The organism is bacterium, from assembly GCA_041649255.1.
Lineage (GTDB): Bacteria > Hydrothermota > UBA3073 > JACQXS01 > JAQTXJ01 > JAQTXJ01.
Map to the genome: position 1 here is coordinate 91,388 of JBAZNK010000008.1, position 20,759 is coordinate 112,146.

Here is a 20,759-nt window from a genome sequence, read left to right on the forward strand (position 1 = left end):
ATGAGAAAAATTTTTGAAAGAGTGAGAATTTTTGAAGAAACAGTTTCTTTACTGCTCCCTTTTGATAGTTATTTAAGTTTTAATATTAGACGGGTTGATAAAGTAATACTTTATACTCAAGGAGGGTAACCAGGATGAAAAAGTTAAGCAAAGCTTTAGGGATAATAAGTACAATAATCTTTGTTTTTGTTTCTGCTAATGTATATTGTCAGGCAGTTAAAGGGATAGGGGAAAAAGACGATACTGTGAAAGGAGATACTACAAAGAAGGAGATGGAGAAAATAATAAATGGGATTAATATAGATAGTGAGGGTGAAGAAATAGTGAATATAAAAGTAACCGGTACTGTAAATGTCCCGGAGCGTCTGATTCTTGACACTATGCAAACAAAGACAGGACAGAAATTACAACTTCTCACTATTATGAAAGATAAAAAGAATATAGAAAGTCTGAAGTGTTTTGAAGAGGTGGAAATTACTTTAGGGCGGTCAGGAGAAGGGAAAGCTATTGTAACAGTTGAGGTCAAAGAGAATCCACTTGTTCAAAAAGTAAAAATAGAAGGAAATACAATTTTCTCTACGGATAGGATTATTAAAGAATTATCTATAATTTCCGGAAAAGTATTAGAGGGGACTACTGAAGGGAAAAAGGATATTGTGGAGGAAATGTATTATAATATGGGATATGTTTTAGTCCATGTGACGCCAATTTATCAGGATAGTACGCTTACTTTTAAGATTGATGAAGGACGGATTGATAGTATAAAGGTAACAGGGAACAACCACATACCTACTAAAATAATTTTGGACACACTTGGTATAAAAGAAGGGGACTTATACAATAAAAATAAAATAAAAGAAGGCTTGAAAAGGTTAGAGGACAAACTACCATTGAAAGCGGACGTAATGGGGAACCCCAAAAAGGAAATAAAAACAAATAAAGCTCTTGCAATTGGTTGGGGAACATTGCAGAAAACAGAGACTAAAGAAGAATACACATCATTTTTACCTATTAAAGAAAATGATAAAAACGTCCTGAAAATTTCTGTTAAAGAACAGGCAATTGGGGACTTTTGTATAGGTTCCGAGGGATACAACCGGGTACAAGGGCTGGCATTAACGGGCACATTGACAAGAAAGGCTCTTATGCCGAATGATTTAAAGGCTCAAATCTTAGGCAAATACGATTTTTCTGCAAAATTGTTGGAATACAAGGCAAATGCAGAGAAAGGTTTTTTCTATCCGCATAGCTTTACTATTGGAGGTGAATGGAAGAATATAGTAGATACGCAAGATGGATGGATTAATATTGGAACTGAAGAAAGTATCTCCTCTTTTTTATTACATAGAGGTTACATAGATTACTATACACGGAAGGGTTTCGGAGGATGGGTATCGCAAGTCATTACTCCGGGTAATACAGTAAAAATTGAATATAATGCAGATAAGTATGGAAGTATTGAAGAAAAAAATGTATGGTCTCTTTTCAATAACAACGAGCCATGGCGTAAAAATCCTCCTATTAACAATGGACAGATGAATAGTATTACAATAGGGTATATATCTAAGTTGCATAATAAAGCTTGTGAACTAAACTCCAGTATAGAAATTGAAAAAGCAGGATTAGGCGGAGACTTTGAATTCAACAGATATTTAATAAATGTAACAAGCAATAATGAACTTTCGCCTTCACATTTTTTTGACTTCCGAATTAGGGGAGGTTATTCCGGTGAAACACTGCCGGCACAGGAGCGATTCCGTCTCGGAGGACTAGGCAGTTTGATGGGCTACGGGTACAAGGAATTTTCAGGTAATATTATGATGCTCAGTAATCTGGTATATAGATTGGGAAGCAAGACTCCTCAGCTGGACATTCTATTTGATGCAGGTAATTGCTGGGAAGATAGAAAAGGCTTTAACCTAACAGAATTGAAACCAAGCATTGGCCTAGGAACTCAGACTTTTGGCGGGGGATTAAAACTCAGTATCCATAGAAGACTGGATATGAACAATGCTCCTTGGATAACATATTTGACGCTCGGTAAAAGTTTTTAGTCACAAGTTTTTTAAAGGGATAAAAAGTGTGGTATACAATTATTTATAGTTTTGTTTTCCTGCAAATAAATCTTTCTGTTAGTGATACCCAAAAGTTATCTACAGCTGTTAGTGTTACCCGCAACGAAAAAGAAGTTCTTGTTAATACAAGAGTAAATGGATTATTTACGAATGATATTATTGAAGGTATAAATAGGGGGTTCACTTCGTATGTGGAGTATAGTGTAGATATATGGTGTGATAAAGTTTTATGGCTTAAACAGTTAGTCCAAAGAAAAAAGTTCGGTTTTTATATAAGTTATGATTTGTGGACCAGGGAATACAAAGTAAGGGATATTTACGGAGAGGTTACGAGTGTCAATGACTTTGAGGCTGTTTTGAATAAAGTATGTATCCAGAATGATATAAGTATTTGCCCGGTTAAAGTATTGAATAATAGCAAAACTTATTATGTTGTAGTAAAAACTATGCTGAAACCTGTACTGACTGAAAACTTAAATGATATAGTGAGCTATACACGAGGAGAGATAGAACAAGTAAAGAAGAAAGAGAACTCAAATCTTTTCTTACATTTATTAGAGCAAGCTAAGGATATTGCAGGTTTAGGAGATAGGGTGATTATTGGGAAGAGTGAAGTATTTAAGCGGGAATAAGACCCCTTACAAGAATTTGAAATTGACAGGGATTAAAGAGATTTGAAGAGATAAAAAGTAAAAGGGAGAAAAATGAACAGACTAAAGCTAATAATGTTTGTCTTTTTATTGTGGAAACACTAAATGCACAGTATCCGAGATGGACGACTTATACAGGAAGGGGAAATTATATTACCATTATTGTTGGGGAAGTTTTCGGGTTTAAATAAAGGTTATATGAAAAAACTTATTATTTTTGATTAATTAGCATAAAAGATTAAGATTATCTTCAAACATAATATACTTATCAGAAATTGAAAAACGCATGGGTTCCGTTCAGTTGCTAATTTACAACAATCTAACTTTTGCCCCGAGATTTAGACAGAGATTAAAAAAATCAACATCCTCCCTATTTTTTTAATTGTCCCTGACCACTAACACTCCGACTTTGAATTTCAAAGAAGACTGAAATACATAAAACAAGTCAACAAAGTTGTCTTGTCAATAAAGTTGACATTGCCTACAATTCGTTGTTTAATGACGCGCCACAAAGAATGCGCCAACAAAGTTGACAAAAATATATTAAAGTATATATGTTGGCATTTAGCGAGATTTGGAAATGCATATCCCGCCACTCAGAGAAAGAATAAAATATAATCTCCAGTGAATATAAAAAAGCATAAATCTTAGTTTGAACTAACGTATTAATGGGAAAAGCGATTCTCAAGAACGGGAACTAAAGTTCCCATTATTCGCATTTCTGTTTCCATTAAAGGAGTTCGGTGAATTTCCAAACAGGAAAATGGGAAGAGAAATTCCCATTTTAAAAATCGTGTTTAATTTTTGTCTTTCCGAAAAATTCCTACAATCTATTTGTTTACATAGAATTACTGTAGGATGGGGTTATTTTGGCACGAAAATTGCTATCTATAATAAAATATTGAATTTTACAAAATGTTTAGTTTAGTTAGGTGAAAAAATGAGAGACGCAATTGGAGAGATAATATCAGGACTGTTTATGTTTTCTATACCTGCCTTGATGATTTTTGGAGCAGTATTCAGGAGTTGCAATTGACTAATATGGAAACGAGAAAAAATAGCGTTCTTGTGGTGGATGATGACCCAGGAACTTGTAAAACACTAAAAATGCTCTTCGAAAAAGAACGGTATGAAGTAAGTTATGTGCTGACAGGAAAAGAAGCGATAGAAAAACTTGAGTGGAAAAAATTCAACGTTGCTTTGCTTGATATTAAATTGCCAGACATCAAAGGGACAACGTTGATTCCTGTTTTTAAGAAAATACATCCTGATATAAAAATAGTAATGATGACAGGGTACTCTACTAAAGAGAATATTCTCCATGCCTTAAACAATGGGGCATCCTATTATTTTGAAAAGCCTTTCAAAATAGAAGAACTACTGATAAAAACTCATGAACTAATTGAAGAACAAAATAAAACTTCGTTGAATACAGGAGAATCAAATACACAGGAGATTGCGCTTCCCCAAAACTTACCCCTCAAGGTTAGGAAAGCAGTTAAATACATAAAAAAGAATTATGCAAATCCGGACTTAGGTTTAAAAGAAATTGCTTTTTCGGTAAATCTAAATCCTAAACGTTTTTCTTTTTTATGGAACACGACAACAAAAGTTAGCTTACCCGATTTTATAAATGACATTAGAACAACAAACGCAAAAAAACTGCTTTTAGAAACAACAACTTACACATCTCAAATAGCTCATAGCGTAGGATTTGACTTCCACAATTTCAATCGGGTTTTCAAAGCAAAAATGGGAATCTCTCCACTTAAATACAGAAATTTCCACGCTCAAAAATTCTCCACATAGATATTTGTCCAAAAACATAGATAAATGTCCATAAATATAGATATTTGCAAAGCCTTTTTTCTTGCAAAGTAGATAAGGTAATATTATAGATGAAATATATTATTTTTTATAAAGTATAAATTTTTAAAAGGAGGTGCGGATGTTTAGGAAAATTATTGGGGTGGTGAGCCTTTTTTTGATGGGAGCCACAGTAAATGCTTGGCAGCAAGATGCCATTACGAATATTGGGCAGTTGGACAGCGGCGGGACTATTTCTGCGCTTACAACGGCACTGAACGGTAGAATTTATGGTTCTACTGAGTCAGGGAACATTTTTGTTTATGATTCTGCTTCGGGAATTCAGGAGTTAGGATATGTAGGAATGAATGTAAATGCCATAATAACGGGAAATGACAGTTTGATTTATGGTGGAGGGGCAAAAAACGATTCACCCTATATATTCGTATATAATCCAAATAACAGTTGGAACCCGGGAACAAATCCTTTAAGGATTAAAGTTCCTTTGCTGGACAGCATTAATGCAGTTCAATCGTTAACTTGCGGGAAAGATAGTATGATATATATTGGGACAGGAATAATAGCAACAGCATATTACTATCATCCTCGTTTGTATAAATATAATCCTTTTACACAAGTAGTAACCCATATTTGCCAAATTCCGTCCGACAGATATGAAATTTCCTGTTTAGCAGCTACATATACCGGTAAGATATGTGGCGGATTATATAGAGGATCCCCGAGTGCAGCAAGTTTCTTTGTGTATGATCCTGTAGTAGATTCAATAATTATTCTTGAATCTATGGGGGTAGAATCTGGGGTCACAGATATGGTGATGGGAATAGATAGACAGGTTTATGGAATTACAGAGGACTTTTTATTTAAGTATAACCCCGATAGTAGTTGGATTCCAGGGGCTACACCAACTAACAATCCCTATAAAAAAGATGAATCATTTACGTATAATTCGGAAAAAATAACGGCTGGTAATAATGGAAGGTTATATATCAGTGGAATTAATAATTTTTATTCTTATGATCCACGAGTTACTTGGAATTATGGAACTTCTGATACAAATAATCCAAGAAGTTATGGAAATATAATATCGGGAGAAACAAGTTCACATTCCTTAACAGTAGGAAAAGATAACTTAATTTATGGTGGAACAGGATTAACTGGATATTTATACGTATTTGCACCAAGACCAATATTTAAGGCTCACTTTATGACTTTGGATTCAATTCCTTGGCCATTTGATGTTACTATGTCTGACGGAAATTGGGTACAAGAGCTTGATAGTGTGACTTACTTCCTTAGAGAAATTCCTACTTACTTTACCTTTAGTGCATGGTATGAAAATGCTTCACACTACTCCGTGATACAAAGAAATTTTATCTTTGAGCCAGGTTCTTATAAAGAATGGGACTTTTTTGCCCTGCCTCCTGAAACATTAAAGGAAAACAGATTTGAGTTTACAGGAAAAGAAACAGGAAGTAATGTATCATCTGTATGGACATATGATAGCGTAACAAAAGTATTGAGTGCACAAGAAACATCATCTGGCGGGGCATTGGTGGAGATAAGATTTGATAGTGCTTTTTCTATTTTACCTGATTATGCTATACGGCAAGTAGTATATAATGATACAGTGATAGACACCAATAGTTTTCATACCTACTCTATAAATCTCAAGAGATGGTGGAACGATCATGTAGTTTCATGTTGTGATCATAATGGTAAGATAAGCGGTGGAGTTCATTTCTTTTTTGGAAAAGACGGCAATACTGTTCAGTGTACGTTTGCAAAGTTAGACACGAATAAATTTCCTTTAGGAGTTAGGGATGTCAGGGAAAAAGAGTTTGTTTTACTTCCATTTTCTTATACATTAGAATCTGAAAATGGTACATCTTGTACCCCGGAATTCTTATATCCGCAATTCGCAGTTGTTCCTGGGAGTTATGTTTTGAAAATAGCAGAAGGAGATAGTGAATATCCTTTCCTCTCTTATCCTTTACTTGTTGAATTAAATGAACTACATTCTGTGGTGTTTAGTCTATGCCTTTCAAAGAAATCTGACTTAACTCCTTTCTCTTTTGCTATAGGGAGTGAAATCTACAGAGGGCAAAACTCTTACCAGAATTTTACACATTCCACATATAATTCCTCAATGTCAGTAGATATATCAACTTCTGAACTTTGTGATTGGCATTGCTATTTTGTTTTGCCTTGTAATCTGATGGTAAATACCCTTACTGCATATACGGATTCTGATACGATTTCTCTACAAGAAAAATACGATTATACAGTTAACCACATAGATAATTATAATATAGTTGTAATTAGAAACGAATGCAACTATAAACATCTTGAGCTTGTTTACAAATCTGCTTATGAATGGGAACATGCCAATGTCTATACCGGTACTACGCTTAGCGATTATTGCCGAGCTCTTGCAATCGGTGACGGGAATAATGATGGAGTTAACGAACTATACGGGGCTGGAGGTATAGATAGAGTTTACCAGAGCAAAAAAACGAATGGCACATGGGTGACGACAGACCTTACCGGCGATATCGGTGACGATATGAACGGAATTGCAGTAGGCGATGTTGATACTTCATTCGCAGGGAATGAAATATACGTTGGTGGAGATGATGCCAGATTACAACAAATTAAATGGACTGGCTCAAGTTGGAGCACAACTGTTGTCACAACTCTTGGAGACAACATAAAACAGGTTAGTATTGGCGACGGAAATAATGACGGAATAAGTGAAGTTTATTGTGCGTCCCTTAATAATCACGCATACCAGTTAAAGAAAAACGGAAGTTCCTGGACGACTACCGATTTAACCGGTGACTGTGGTGACGATATGTATGCAGTAGCAGTCGGAGATGCAGATTCTACTTTCACGGGGAATGAAGTGTATGCAGGAACTAAAGATGGAACTTCTACCGATGGCAGACTGTATGAAATTACATATACTAGTGGAACCTGGACAAAAACTACAATCGCAGATTTGGGTAGCCATATAAATTGGATTTCGGTTGGAGATGGGAATAATGACGGTACGGGTGAAGTATATGTTGCCTGTGAAGACGTGCATATTTACCAATTTAGAAAAACAAACGGTTCGTGGGTAAAAACGGACATCGGAACAGGACAAACTGGAACTGCGGCTAATATGTTTCAGGTAGTAGTTGGCGATGGCAACAACGATGCCGACAATGAAGTTTTTGGAGTATCAAGAGCAATAGGAACGGACGAAGTAGGATATGTTTTCCAGTTTAAATGGAATGGCAGTTCATGGGATAAGGTAGAAGTAAGTCCGTCAACGAATCGTGGGTATTTTTCAATTGCATTAGGAAATGCAGACCCCAATTTCACGGGGAATGAAGTTTACGGAGCTTGCGATTGGACTGCATCACCTGAACTATTACCACATATATATGAGTTTACGTATTCATCTCTTCTAAGCTATTCAATGGGAAATAAAAAAACTATTTTGGGGAATAAAGAGTATGTTTTTGAGATAAAAGGCAAGAATCCACTGACTAATCAGACGGTTCTTAAATACTCTATTCCTGCGGAGAGTTATGTGAAGCTTACCCTGTATGAAGTAAGCGGAAGAGTAGCGAAAAGAATATGCAATGAGAAAGTAAAAGCAGGCACTTACAGCGTAACTCTTAATTCAAAGGGATTAAAAACAGGAATATATCTTGTGAGGTTCGAGACTGAAGGATTTAAGTCTACAAAGAAATTGATATTAATACACTAAGAATAGACGATTAAGAACAGAGCCCTTCTCAGTAATGGGGAGGGCTTTTGTTTTTATAGTTGACATTAAAGAGCATTCAAAGTATATATTCTTTGAATAAATAATAGAGGAGGATAGTATGAAAAGTTTTTTGGCTGTTTTTATGATTTTAGGAGCTCAGAATATATTTGCGACAAATACACCAGATGTATTATGGACAAAAACTTATGGCGGGCAATATAGAGATAAGGGAAGAGCAGTTTTGCAGATTGCAGACGGCGGGTACATAATTTGTGGATACAGTTGCTCTTTTAATGTCTCAGGGTACAAGGATGTCTTGCTTATAAAAACGGATTCTATCGGAGATACATTGTGGATAAAAACTTATGGGGCAACTTCTCACGAAACTGGTTATTCTGTAAAACCTACTATGGACAACGGATATATACTCTGTTATTATAACTCATCTTCCATAGGATTGATAAAAACAGATTCTTCCGGGAATGAACAATGGAATAAGACATACTTAAGCGGTGGGGGAACTATTGGAGATGCTAAGCAAACAATGGACGGGGGATATATAATTTGTAGTAACACTAATACGGCTAATTCAGATGTAGTTCTTATAAAAACAGATTCTAACGGAGATACGTTATGGACAAGAACTTATGTTAACGCTGGGACTAATTATGGTTACTCAGTATTTCAAACTATGAATAATGGGTATATAGTTTGTAGCGGAACTGCTAATAATATTTGGATTGTAAGAACAAATGTTTCAGGAGATACGTTATGGACAAGAATTTTTTCTGGAACAGGTTATAATATGCAAAAAACCACAGACGGCGGGTACATAATTTGTGGAGGTTTGAATAATAATATCGGGCTTATAAAAATAGATAGTTCTGGAAATGAGCAATGGTCTGATACTTTAGCTGGCAGCTATGCTAATTCAGTTCAACAAACTAAAGATGGAGGGTATATAACCTGTGGTGTCAATGGTTTTGATGCGTATTTAGTAAAAACCGATAGTGCAGGTATTATGCAATGGGCAAAGGCTTTCAACGATACGGCTGAAAGCGAATGGATGGCGGTACAACAAACTAAAGATAATGGATATATTCTTTGTGGATATACTAATCCTAATGGAGTATCTGATGTTTTATTGATGAAAACTGGTGCGGAAGTTCCTATTGAAGAGACTGGGGGTAAAGATTTTGCTTTTCCACAAATTAAAATATCTCCGAACCCGTTCTTTCAAAAAGCAGTTATTAAATACCAGCTATCTAAGAAAAACCATGTTTCATTAATAATTTGCGATATTACGGGAAGGATAGTAAAAACCCTTGTAAATGAACAAAAGTCCGCAGGAAATTATACAGCAACTATTAACGAAAAAGAATTAAGAACGGGAATTTATTTTGTAAAACTGATATCCGGCGGGTATAAGGAAGCAAAGAAATTGGTATTGTTAAAATGAAATTAAAAGCATAGAATTATATGATATCAATATTAACTTTATTTCTTTTCCAGCAGACTTATGCTGCAGGAATTTGGACTCAGTATGGTGCAACCCTTGGAAATACCCATTTGCAGGCTATGAGAGGCGCTATGTTCAGCGCACCGGATGTAAAATGGTGTGATACGACAAGAAACGGGATAGAATCTTTCGGCGCAACAGTTGCGGATGTTGATAAAGATGACTCAATGGAAGTATTTATAGGAAGCTGTGACAGTTCGTTCTATTGCATAAACGGAACAACAAAGAGAATTAAATGGAGTTACAAAACAAGAAAGGAGATATATTCTTCGTCAGCGTTAGCGGATGTGGATAAAGACGATACTATGGAAGTAGTATTTGCAAGCCGGGATTCCTCGGTTTATTGCGTGAACGGAGCAACCGGGAAACCTGAATGGATATATGCAACAAGTGGTGAAATAAGGAGCTCACCGTTGGTATCTGATATTGATAAAGATGATACTATGGAAGTTATAATCGGAAGTTATGGCGGCAAAATTTATTCTCTGAACGCTTTGACCGGACAGGTGAAATGGAGCTATGCTACGGGGTGCGCATCCATTGAATCATCCCCGGCAGTGGAAATAGACGTTAAGGGAAACGATACGATATTAGTCTTTATCGGGAGTAATAATCTTTACTGCCTGAACGGGACAAACGGCAGGTTAAGATGGAGCTATCCGGCGTCATACGTATCATCATCACCCGCAATAGCAGATCTTAACAAAGATGATACTGTGGAAGTGGCAGTGGGAATCGGTTTTTATGCTTGCTGCTTTAACGGGGCAACGGGAGCAATAAAATGGAGTTATCAAACCGGGGATGCAGTAAAGTCATCGCCTGCGATAGCGGATCTGGATGGGGATGATACGCTTGAGGTCTTGTTCGGAAACCAGAAAGGAAAGGTTTTATGTTTTAATGGAATAACAGGAAGAGTAAAATGGTATTACCAAAAGCCGACAGCAGGAGAAATTCATAGGGGAATATCAGTGGCAGATTTGAATATGGATAATACGCTGGAAGTTGTTATACCGGATATGGCTAATTTTAAGGTAGTTTGTCTTAGCGGACTGAACGGGGCAGTCTTATGGCAAAAAAGTTTATATGACGACATTCATGACATAACAATTGCAGATATTGATAACGATGGATGTGTGGAGTTGGTAGTCGGAACTTACGGAGGCAATGCTGTTTGGGCACTCGATGATATAAGTAATTCCACTAACTGTGGATGTATGAAGGTAGAAGAAAAATTAAATATTAAAAATCAAATATCAAATATGGAAATAAGAAAAAATAAGATTTATCTGGATGTTCCGAATACGATGGAAGCAAATATAAAACTATATGATTTATGTGGGAGGATGAAAGAGGTTGTTTATGCAGGAATTCTTAATGAAGGCACGTATACCTTTACCTCACATATAAAAACCAATGGTATCTATTTTGTAAATCTATCAGCAGGCACTCATAAAGAAACTCAAAAATTAATTTTGATAAAATAACAAGTTTGGATAACTTATATTATCAGAAGTTGATTTCTGATTTTTTAAAAAGGGAGGTATGTGTCTTGAAGTAAATGGTATCCATTAACCGAAGATGACATTTCTACTTACCTTGTAATAAATGACAGTAGGATTAAATTGTTATGTTAAGGAGAAATATATGGAACTAAAAATAAAAGATTTTTTACAATTAAAAGAAGAAGAAGTTTTTCTTGCGTTAGAAAAGACTTCTGAAGAAAAGGATAGAACTTACTATGCAAATTTACTTAGGACTGTTATTACCCCTGAGCAAGCTATTCTTTGGCTTCAAAAATGGGATTCTGTTGACTTTGACTTAGTTAAACGTGTTATTTGGGCACTTGGTGAAACCCATAATTCAAAGGTGGCTAGTATCATATATCCTTATATTGAACACAAAGATGAACAAATTGCCGGAGTTGCTATTTCTGCCCTTCTTAAAACAAATCCTAAGAAACTGAGAGAAATTATATCTAAATTGCCATTACCCAAAAGCTCTGAAATGCAAAAAAGGATAGAATATGCGAAAAGGATAGTAGAAAATGGAGGGAAAAACAATTGTAGCATAACCATTCTAAAGGTTGAAGATTTGGAAAATGTACATGAAATATGGGACAGTTTTCTAACAGATGGATATAGTTCTGGAGAAATATGCAGTATAGAGTGCTATCAACGTTATGTCCCAGCTGTAGTCGGCAACTTAGCAGGGCTGTGGCATACATATCTCATTCCTATTACAGGGAACCTTGCATCTATAGCATTGTGGGAAATAGGTAAAATGTTAATCAATACTCTCAAAAAACTTGTTGATAAAAAAGAACGGGTAGATATTGATTTAGACACTGCTGTTTTATTAGCGAGAGCAACTCTAGATAAAACTATTGCAGAAAATGTAGAAATCGCTCGAGCAGTTGAAATTTGCGATTTCTTATATGAAGAATATAGATATATAGAAGCCCGATTTTTAGTAGAATTTAGTGATAGCAAAAACAATTATAAAGTAGTTCTTGCGTCAGATGGTAAAATCGTCAGTTCTATATTGGATAAAAAATAATTAAAATAAATTAGGAGGTGTAAAATGGCAAAAAATCTCGAAGACAGTTACGAAGTAAGCGAGGGAGAAGTAAGGTTGACAATAATTATTGGCAACGCACAAATTGGGACTTCTTCTGTAAAGTTAAATGACACATTATTACATACTGGTGACATTTCCGGGTTACTAATCGGAAAGGGACCAGAAATCTCAGGAAAAATACTGTCAATTAAAACAGTTGTAACTGATGTAAACGACAAAACAAATCTTACCAACGTTTACTATGAATTAAAGGGTGGGAAAGTAGATAAAAAATACAATCTGGAAGAACTTGCTTTGGAAGATGGAGCATCAGTTATCTATCGTGCGAAATTTAATTTAGAAGCCTAAAAATAATAGGGAGGGACTATGATTAAAATATTTAGAAATTTTCTCAAATTGACATTTTTTATGTGGGGTATTGTTGCTTTCATTCCCTTATGTGTGATGGCAGAAAGTATTGATTTAAACAATCTAAAAGCCCCTTCTTCTCCAGCATTTGTCCTACTTGGCGTTGAACCAACTTCCGTTGAATCTCCTAATAATCTAAAAACTTTCGCATTGAATCTCATATCTTCATCTATGGATGCGGGTTTTATACCACAGAGTTACGCTGTTGAAGTAGCACCTTACTGGTTGAGTTCTCATCCGACTTTAACTTTTGAAGATTACTACAACGCCAACTTAAAGCAAAGAATACTCCAAACGACATCTCTTTCTCTGGCAACATCAAAATTGAGAGTTGAAATGGATGATTCTATTGGAACAAGCTTAGGTTTTGGCTTCCGAACTGACATCTTGGCGGGGAAAGCTAGCAAAAGATTATCTTCATATGTTGATTCACTTAAGAAAATACAAGAAAATATTGTAAATACTGATATTGAAAACGAGGAGAAAAGCCTTGGGAAAGAAGCTCAACGGATTGCCTTAGAAATCCAAAAGGAAAATAAAAATCGTGTTGGAAATACTGTAGAACTTGCAGGAGCTCTTGTAGCCGACTTCCCTGAAAATAATTTTGACAAGGAAGAAATTACTAAACTAGGTACGTGGATTACATGGGCTTATAATTGGGAAAAACCCACTATAGATGCTATTTTCGTTGCTCGATATATCTTTGATCGGGAAAAAGAAAATAAGAATGTTTTTGATTTGGGTAGCCGTATCTTGTGGCAATCTAATCGTTTTGAATTATCTGCAGAACTTGTAGGACGACTGGGAGAAAATACTTTAGGTCAAAATGATATTTTTTATCGTTTAGTAGGGACATTTGAGTATTGCCTTACTGAAAACTTGTATCTCACTACTTCTTTTGGCAGAAATTACGATATGGATAAAACTGGTAAGGGGACATTAATCGCCACTGTAGAAACAAATTTCGGATTTGGGACACCCAAACTCGGATTCTAAAAGACATAGTAAAAAACTTGACAAAATATTCAAGATTATTAAATTGTTTGGATGACTAGGCAGAAACAATTTAAGTGGGAAATAAATGGATAGTAATAAAAACAATTCTATTATGTTCTTTTTAGGTGCAGGTGCATCTGTTAAAGCGGGTGTCCCGGACACTTATACTTTTACAAAACAATTTCGGGATTGGTTAAGAGCAGAAGATGTACAAAAATGGGAAACCCTCGAGAAAATAATTGAAATTGTAAAAAAATATAGAAAAGATTCAGAAATAGACATCGAATTACTTTTAGAACTTCTAACGAAACTAGCCACGAAAGACCATGAATTATTAACTAAGTTTTACGAAAATGGCAAATTTCTCCTTGAAAATTATTCAGATAAAAGACCTATAATATGGGACTTAAAAAAGTTCATAAAGTTAAAAACAATAGTTTCGTCCGAAGAAAAAGTTAAATATTTGCAAACTCTTTTAGATTTCGATTTCCCTTTAGATATTATTTCTGTTAATTATGATACTTGCATAGAACTGCTATGCAATTCCTATAACGTGAAATACCAAGATGGTTTCGATACTCATTGGAACCCAAAAGTTTTTGATGAAAACACAGATATCAGGTTATATAAACTACATGGTTCTGTAATGTGGTACAAAAGCGATAAAGGTGGTTATGTTAAATCATCTGTTATGGAAAAGGATATTAAAAGTCAACTTATGACAGGGGAAACAATAGAAAACTTAATGCTTTACCCTGCACAGAAATGGGAATTTATTGAAGAGCCTTTTTTTGAGTTGCTAACAAGAGTAAAACATTTACTTGAATCAGAAACATTAGAATTTCTTGTTGTTGCCGGATATTCCTTTAGGGATAACCCCATAAGGCAAATGTTATGGGATGTAGCCGCGAAAAATAAGAATCTAAAAGTTATTCTTGTTGCTCCTAATGCTTATAGTATTTATTTAGAAAAATTAAAGAGTTATGATAATTTGATAGACTCTTCTCTAAAAGGGAGAGTAATATGTCTACCTTATATATTTGAAGAAATATTACCACATTTAAGAAATTATTGCTTAAAAGACCTAAAAAATGCGGTGAACTATATGTCTTTTTGTCAAAAAGGAGAAAAAGAGAATGATAAAAACATTAGTTGGATACATTGCCTTGATTCTTCTCTCAGTGCAGAGTATATAGAACAAGCAGACCTTATTTTAAAAGAAAAAATCAGCTCGGCAGATTTTGAAAGGAGTGAAGAACTTAGCATTAGTTTATTTTTTAAGATGTACTTAATTTCTCTTATTTTACAAAAAGAAGGTTGGCAGGGATACTACACGAAGTTTTTTTCTCTACTGAAAAAAATATTTATTGAGAAAATTCAAATCGGGTTTAATAGTTACCTTGGAGAAAATGATTCTAGGATTAACATACATTTTAATTTGCATAAAACTAGCGAAACAGGTTATTCTTTTATTGGGCAAGAAACTCTAATTAAAATAATGAATGAATTATTAGTATTTCTTGAACAAAGGACGAAAAAAATTTCAACAGATACATATAAAAAATTAAATTTGCAAATAAAAAAAACACAAACTTTGCTAAATAATATAAAAAATTACTTAAAGGATATCCATTTAGAAAATAGTCATTCAGATGATATTTCTGTTACTAGATATTTGGCTATAAGAGAAAATAAAATTCCAAAACAGGAAGAATTTTTGGAAAAATGTGAAACACATCGGGAATACGTAGCCTTAGAGCATCGTAGAACTACTAAAGGAGAATCGTTAATATCCCATGCAAAAGATATTAAAAAAATTAATGAAGAATTAGGACTTGTTATTAAAGGAATAGAATCAAAAATATTGCAAGATATTATTAAAGAATAAATAGCAACGAATACATTACTGTTCATAGTATTAACTACCTCTGCTTCTAGTAATTTCAACTACCTCCCCTCCCACGACCACACCGCCGAAATCGTCTCCCACACCGCATATACCCTCAAATACGACGAAAAATACGAACAGGCAGATTGGGTAGCATACAAATTAACTGCTGGAATGGTTCAGGAGAGTAAATACAAGAGAACTAATAAGTTTAGACCAGACCCAGCAGTAAGAACAGGCTCTGCAAAACCGTCAGATTACGCAAAATCAGGATATGACAAAGGACATCTGTGCCCTGCGGGAGATATGGCGTGTGATTCAACTGCAATGTCAGAATCTTTTTATATGTCAAACATGAGTCCACAGAAGCCGGGATTCAACAGGGGAATATGGAAAAAATTAGAAGAGCAAGTAAGAGAGTGGGCAGTAGAAGATGATGTAATTTATGTTGTTACAGGACCAATTTTATCAGGCAATCTTGCAACAATAGGGAAAGATAAAATTGCTGTGCCAAAATACTACTACAAAGTCATCCTTGATTATGAAGAGCCTGAGTTCAAAGGCATCGGATTTGTTTTACCAAATAAATCGTCAACTAAGCCATTAACGCAATATGCGGTTACGATTGATTCCGTAGAACACTTGACTGGGATTGATTTCTTTGCTGCGTTGCCGGATTCGGTGGAAAGAGTGGTAGAATCACACGCTGACATTAATAGATGGGAAGGAGCAAAGCGAAGTATTAACCAAGGTGTTTTGGGGTATGTGTTATTCTATAAAGGTGATTTTATGCCAGAAATAATTACTCCTGGTCAAAAATCCAGCAGGAGTGGAACAGTTACCCCAGTTGTAAGAGAAATTTATGTATACAGTCTTACACCACATAATAGCAATTTTGTACGTCAAGTTGGTTATGGAGCATTCTATTCAAAAATCTATACAAAATTAATTGCAAAGACAAAATCAGATAGTACAGGTTTTTTCCAAATAGAGTTGCCTCCCGGGAAATACAGTTTCTTTGTAAAAGAGGATTCTCTATTTTATGCCAATGGAATTGATAGTGCAGGTAACATATTGTCTTCGACTGTAACTAAAAACTCTATGACAAAACTACAAATAGATATAAGTTATTTGAGGTATGATTAAAAGAACCGTGCGAGGTGTGTGGACCGTAGTGAAAAATATTGACAAAGCCTTTTAACAAACTACAGTGATTTTTAAGTAGCAATAGGAGGCAATCAATGGAAGATTACTTTGAAAAAATGAAAAAGGTATGGCAAGAATTTTCAAATGCTGTTGAGAAAAAGGACATAAAATTGCTGAAAGAATTAGTTACAAACCAAGAAAAAATGGAAACGATTTCTAATTTGCCAAAACTTTTCTGGGATATTAAAGAGATGGATAAAGGGGACACACCTTCAGTGATATATGATGCAATTGTTGAACATGGATATAAAAGATTGTCGGACGAGTCTTGTCCTTCTTGTGGTGCACAAATGAAATCCGCGTATGCCGGTTACGAGATGTTTGAAGGAGTTCCCTCTGTTTGTCCCCAATGTAAGAAGCTATTCATCTGTGGTAAGGGAAGTGGTCCCGATGAAGCAGAATATAAAGAAGGCGAGAAGCCAGAAGATTTTATATGGACAAAAGAACAATTCAGAGCACACTTCTTCGAAAATTCTTAACAATGTTTTTCGGGGTTTTAAAAAATTCTCTTGCAAAGCAATAAACTTAAAATTAATATTCTCTTATGCTCATCAACCACATCACCCTAATAGACGTAAAGAAAGGGATGCACGAAGAGAACAGAATAGTCATAATCCAATGCAAAAATTGCGAAGACCAGAAAATCGGCAATCACATAGATTGGATAAAAGACCATATAAAGAATCCGCAGGATTGTCCCTTGCATAAATGTTCTTCTTGCAATGCGGATACGAAGTTGAAAGAAAAGGATTTACAGAAAATTAAGAAGGCACTGGATTTAACTAAAAAAATAGGAGAAGATTATGAAAAACATAAAAAGTAGTATAGATAGAGCCGTTATTTTACTTAATACTCCTTGTGAATACGACAAATACATATCTATAAAAATAATTCCCGTTCCCCACCAATGTTGCTGTTTTCATTGTTTGCCAGATGCTTGGGATACTATAAATGAACAGATATATCCTATGCATTTAGAAGACGAAGGAGATGTGTTAATAGAGAAAAATGATGAAAAATTTGTTTTAGAATGTCATGAAAGCGGCCCGGAAATCATTAGTTACCTCGGACTTGGGATAGGAGCTATTAATTTGATAATTAATCTTGTAAAAGCTATTCAAAATGAAAAACACAAGCGAATTGGAAGGTTAAAAATTGTCCAATGTCGTATGATTAAAACTGAGTTTGAGGAAGAAGAAACTATTACAGAAATAGAGTTACCGCTTTCTAATGAACTGATAAAAAAATTAAACGAAACTCTAAAAGATGCTATTGAAAAGAAAGATTAGTTAAAAACTTTAACAATAAGAATTGTATAGATTTGCTACATTGTGCAAAAACTGTTGACATCCATTAAAATTTATTTATCTTAAAATATAAACATAGTTCTTTGATACCTAATTCGTAACTTGCTTGTTTTAGAAGCCTGACACGGCCGAGTAAGTTACCCCAATGGCGAAAGCTATATTGGGGGTGGTCTGTTGCTCCTAGTCCGTGTCAGGTAGTCACGACTTCGGTCGTGGCTGAGCAATTAGACTGCCCCTTTTTATTTGCGGGGCAAAAATGATTAAATGCAAAAAAAGTGTAAAATCTGTAGTCAATATTTTGTTCCGGATAAATTTCATCCTCATCAAAAGATATGCAGTACTCAAGGTTGCCAGCTTGAACGCAGAAAAAGATACAAGATTGCCTATGACAAGCTATGGCGAAAAAACCATCCTGATTATTACAAGAAATATATGAAAGAATACCACAAATTATAAGCAAAGGTCTTTTCGCAAAGACCTTTGCTATTCCCTTTATTTGCATTATTTTTACCACGGGAGGTGAAAAAATTAAAATCGTATAATGTTAAACAATTCAGAATCGAGCCTTTAATGGCTGGAAAGGAGAAGATATGAAAACAATAAAAATGGTAGGAGTGGTAGGGTTAGCATGCATTCTATTGGAATGTTCCATTGTCAATATTGCCGCAGATACACCAAAATACCTTGAAAATTCTTCTACTTCCGGCGGGTATTTTGCTTGGGGAAGCGATACATGGCAACCAGGCACTCATAAAGAAAAAGAATATGCAGAAACCCGAGTGGTGACTATCTACACACAATCCCTGACTCACCCGACATACCTGAACGCCAACATTCATTATAGTCAAAACAGTGGTACTGTTACGGTAGGTATTTATATCAGCACTAGCCAACAAATGGTTATTGATGTGCAAAACTCACCTTACCATCACTCACACTGGTGGAATGGAGACAATGCTAATTTTGACCATTATGTAGGGCAAGCAGTAGTGGATGGAGCAGGCGAGTTAGTTTCTTTCGATATCGAGAGCTGGATTTCTTCGAATCCCTCTGATCAATACTATATAGCCTTTATCAACAATAACTTGACCAAAGATGCCGTAGTGGAGCAGGTATGGTTGGGCCCGCAAGGTACCTACGGGAAAGAAGAAGAGAAAGCAGAGGTTTCAAAGAGTGTTTCATTACAACAAAACAAACCAAATCCTGTTCTTTCAACTACCTCTATCGAATACAACATTCCTAAGAAAAGCTACGTATGTTTAGAAATTTATAATGAAACAGGTCAATTAGTAAAAACACTTTACAATGGAGAAGTTAAAGAAGGTAACCATACGACTATTTGGGATGGAAAAACTATTGAAGGCAAAAAGGCACCATCAGGCAATTATTTTTATGCACTCAAGGTTAAAGGCAAGACAGTTACAAAAAAAGCAATTGTTCTTCAATAAGACTTGAACATAAAAAGCCCTTCTCGTAGTTGAGGAGGGCTTTTTCACATATACAGTGATTCTCCTATTGACAAAACTGACAAAAAAACTCACTATAAACAGGAATAGAAAAACCACAAAAAGATGAGAGATATATTGATTCTTATCGGGTGTCTTATCGTCTCTTTTGCCATTATAATGGTTTTGCTGCCTATTTTAGTTATATGTGGAATTATGCTGTTTTTCAGTTCCTGCGGGAGAAGATTTGAGATAGATTGAAATTCTTACATACTTTTGGGATTTTTTAGGTTGACTTTCGTAGAAAATTATATATATTGGTAAAACATTTTAGTTTTATGGCTACAACAACAATTTTTATATCTCATAGTAAAAGAGATCAAGAGTTAATTGGCGTTATAGGTTATAATTTCAGGCAAATAGACGTTACCCCAATCTTAGAGGAATATAGTCCTGAAAGTTCTCCGCCATACGAGAAGATTGATAGAGATATTGCAAGCTCTTCAGCCGTTTTTGTGTTTTTGACACAAAATGCAAAAATCACTGATTATACTCAAAACTGGATTAATTATGAAATAACAAAAGCTCATGATTTACAAAAACCGACATTTGTTATCGAAGATGTTAATAATCTTGTTCATTTTCCGATACCGAAACTTAGTAATTATATCTTGTATGACCCGACAAAAGTGGAGGATTGGAAGCTGTTACAAAAACTTGCTAATAAAATCAAGGAAAGTTTGAAATCCAATGCGCCATTGGTTGGTTTACTGATAGGAGCTACTGCGGGAGCATTAGTATCAAAAAAAGATAAACTTGCGGGAGCATTAATTGGTTCTATTTTGGGAGGAATATTTGGCTCATTAGTTTCTTCTTCTCCTTCTTCAGAGCAATTAAAAGCTCCCTATCAATTAAAATGCGCTAACTGTGGAATTGTTTTTAATCTTTTTACGAATACTTTTATTAAAACATTACAATGTCCTTCCTGTAGGACAGGCTTGTATTTGACAGATTAACAAGTTTATTGAAAAAACATTGACATTGTCGGGTTATGGAATAAAACGTAATAAAATTAGGAATAAGAAAATTTAAAAAGAATAGAAT

At 35.0% G+C, this 20,759-nt stretch carries 18 protein-coding genes; all 18 read left to right on the plus strand.

Going from position 1 to position 20,759, the window contains the following annotated elements:
* The first annotated feature begins 134 nt into the window (after nucleotides 1-134).
* The 18 genes from WC614_06945 (at nucleotide 135) to WC614_07030 (ending at nucleotide 20,671) form a co-directional block, all read left to right on the plus strand.
* The gene (locus WC614_06945) at nucleotides 135-2,054 is read left to right on the plus strand and encodes a POTRA domain-containing protein (protein MFA5032738.1); all 1,920 of its coding nucleotides are present in this window, start codon (nucleotides 135-137) and stop codon (nucleotides 2,052-2,054) included.
* A gap of 26 nt (nucleotides 2,055-2,080) precedes the next feature.
* Nucleotides 2,081-2,707 (plus strand): DUF4390 domain-containing protein, encoded by a 627-nt coding sequence (locus tag WC614_06950; GenBank protein MFA5032739.1) that lies wholly within the window; start codon nucleotides 2,081-2,083, stop codon nucleotides 2,705-2,707.
* Nucleotides 2,708-3,766: 1,059 nt separating this feature from the next.
* Nucleotides 3,767-4,534 carry a DNA-binding response regulator gene (locus WC614_06955; protein MFA5032740.1) on the plus strand — a complete coding sequence of 256 codons (768 nt, stop codon included), beginning with the start codon at nucleotides 3,767-3,769 and terminating at the stop codon, nucleotides 4,532-4,534.
* A 139-nt stretch (nucleotides 4,535-4,673) separates the two neighbouring features.
* Nucleotides 4,674-8,309 carry a T9SS type A sorting domain-containing protein gene (locus WC614_06960; protein MFA5032741.1) on the plus strand — a complete coding sequence of 1,212 codons (3,636 nt, stop codon included), beginning with the start codon at nucleotides 4,674-4,676 and terminating at the stop codon, nucleotides 8,307-8,309.
* Between the two features lie 118 nt (nucleotides 8,310-8,427).
* Nucleotides 8,428-9,768, plus strand: coding sequence for a T9SS type A sorting domain-containing protein (locus WC614_06965; protein ID MFA5032742.1), 1,341 nt, complete (start codon nucleotides 8,428-8,430; stop codon nucleotides 9,766-9,768).
* Nucleotides 9,769-9,788: 20 nt separating this feature from the next.
* Nucleotides 9,789-11,312 carry a PQQ-binding-like beta-propeller repeat protein gene (locus WC614_06970; protein ID MFA5032743.1) on the plus strand — a complete coding sequence of 508 codons (1,524 nt, stop codon included), beginning with the start codon at nucleotides 9,789-9,791 and terminating at the stop codon, nucleotides 11,310-11,312.
* Between the two features lie 160 nt (nucleotides 11,313-11,472).
* Entirely contained in the window at nucleotides 11,473-12,384 is a 912-nt protein-coding gene (locus tag WC614_06975) for a hypothetical protein (protein MFA5032744.1), read from the plus strand.
* A 24-nt stretch (nucleotides 12,385-12,408) separates the two neighbouring features.
* Nucleotides 12,409-12,753 carry a hypothetical protein gene (locus WC614_06980; GenBank protein ID MFA5032745.1) on the plus strand — a complete coding sequence of 115 codons (345 nt, stop codon included), beginning with the start codon at nucleotides 12,409-12,411 and terminating at the stop codon, nucleotides 12,751-12,753.
* An 18-nt stretch (nucleotides 12,754-12,771) separates the two neighbouring features.
* Nucleotides 12,772-13,809, plus strand: coding sequence for a hypothetical protein (locus WC614_06985; GenBank protein ID MFA5032746.1), 1,038 nt, complete (start codon nucleotides 12,772-12,774; stop codon nucleotides 13,807-13,809).
* An 85-nt stretch (nucleotides 13,810-13,894) separates the two neighbouring features.
* The gene (locus tag WC614_06990) at nucleotides 13,895-15,697 is read left to right on the plus strand and encodes an SIR2 family protein (protein MFA5032747.1); all 1,803 of its coding nucleotides are present in this window, start codon (nucleotides 13,895-13,897) and stop codon (nucleotides 15,695-15,697) included.
* 90 nt (nucleotides 15,698-15,787) lie between these two features.
* Nucleotides 15,788-16,843 (plus strand): DNA/RNA non-specific endonuclease, encoded by a 1,056-nt coding sequence (locus WC614_06995; protein ID MFA5032748.1) that lies wholly within the window; start codon nucleotides 15,788-15,790, stop codon nucleotides 16,841-16,843.
* A gap of 95 nt (nucleotides 16,844-16,938) precedes the next feature.
* A complete protein-coding gene (locus WC614_07000) occupies nucleotides 16,939-17,382 on the plus strand; it encodes a hypothetical protein (GenBank protein MFA5032749.1) in 444 nt (147 codons plus the stop codon).
* 65 nt (nucleotides 17,383-17,447) lie between these two features.
* A complete protein-coding gene (locus tag WC614_07005; GenBank protein ID MFA5032750.1) occupies nucleotides 17,448-17,726 on the plus strand; it encodes a hypothetical protein in 279 nt (92 codons plus the stop codon).
* On the plus strand, nucleotides 17,707-18,192 hold the full coding sequence (locus tag WC614_07010) for a hypothetical protein (GenBank protein ID MFA5032751.1): 486 nt from the start codon (nucleotides 17,707-17,709) through the stop codon (nucleotides 18,190-18,192). The genes WC614_07005 and WC614_07010 overlap by 20 nt, the downstream gene beginning before the upstream one ends.
* Nucleotides 18,193-18,466: 274 nt before the next feature.
* The gene (locus WC614_07015; protein ID MFA5032752.1) at nucleotides 18,467-18,646 is read left to right on the plus strand and encodes a hypothetical protein; all 180 of its coding nucleotides are present in this window, start codon (nucleotides 18,467-18,469) and stop codon (nucleotides 18,644-18,646) included.
* 169 nt (nucleotides 18,647-18,815) lie between these two features.
* Complete coding sequence (locus WC614_07020; GenBank protein ID MFA5032753.1) at nucleotides 18,816-19,658, plus strand: FlgD immunoglobulin-like domain containing protein; 843 nt, start codon at nucleotides 18,816-18,818, stop codon at nucleotides 19,656-19,658.
* A gap of 123 nt (nucleotides 19,659-19,781) precedes the next feature.
* On the plus strand, nucleotides 19,782-19,916 hold the full coding sequence (locus tag WC614_07025) for a hypothetical protein (GenBank protein MFA5032754.1): 135 nt from the start codon (nucleotides 19,782-19,784) through the stop codon (nucleotides 19,914-19,916).
* A 77-nt stretch (nucleotides 19,917-19,993) separates the two neighbouring features.
* On the plus strand, nucleotides 19,994-20,671 hold the full coding sequence (locus WC614_07030) for a hypothetical protein (GenBank protein MFA5032755.1): 678 nt from the start codon (nucleotides 19,994-19,996) through the stop codon (nucleotides 20,669-20,671).
* The last annotated feature ends 88 nt before the right edge of the window (nucleotides 20,672-20,759 follow it).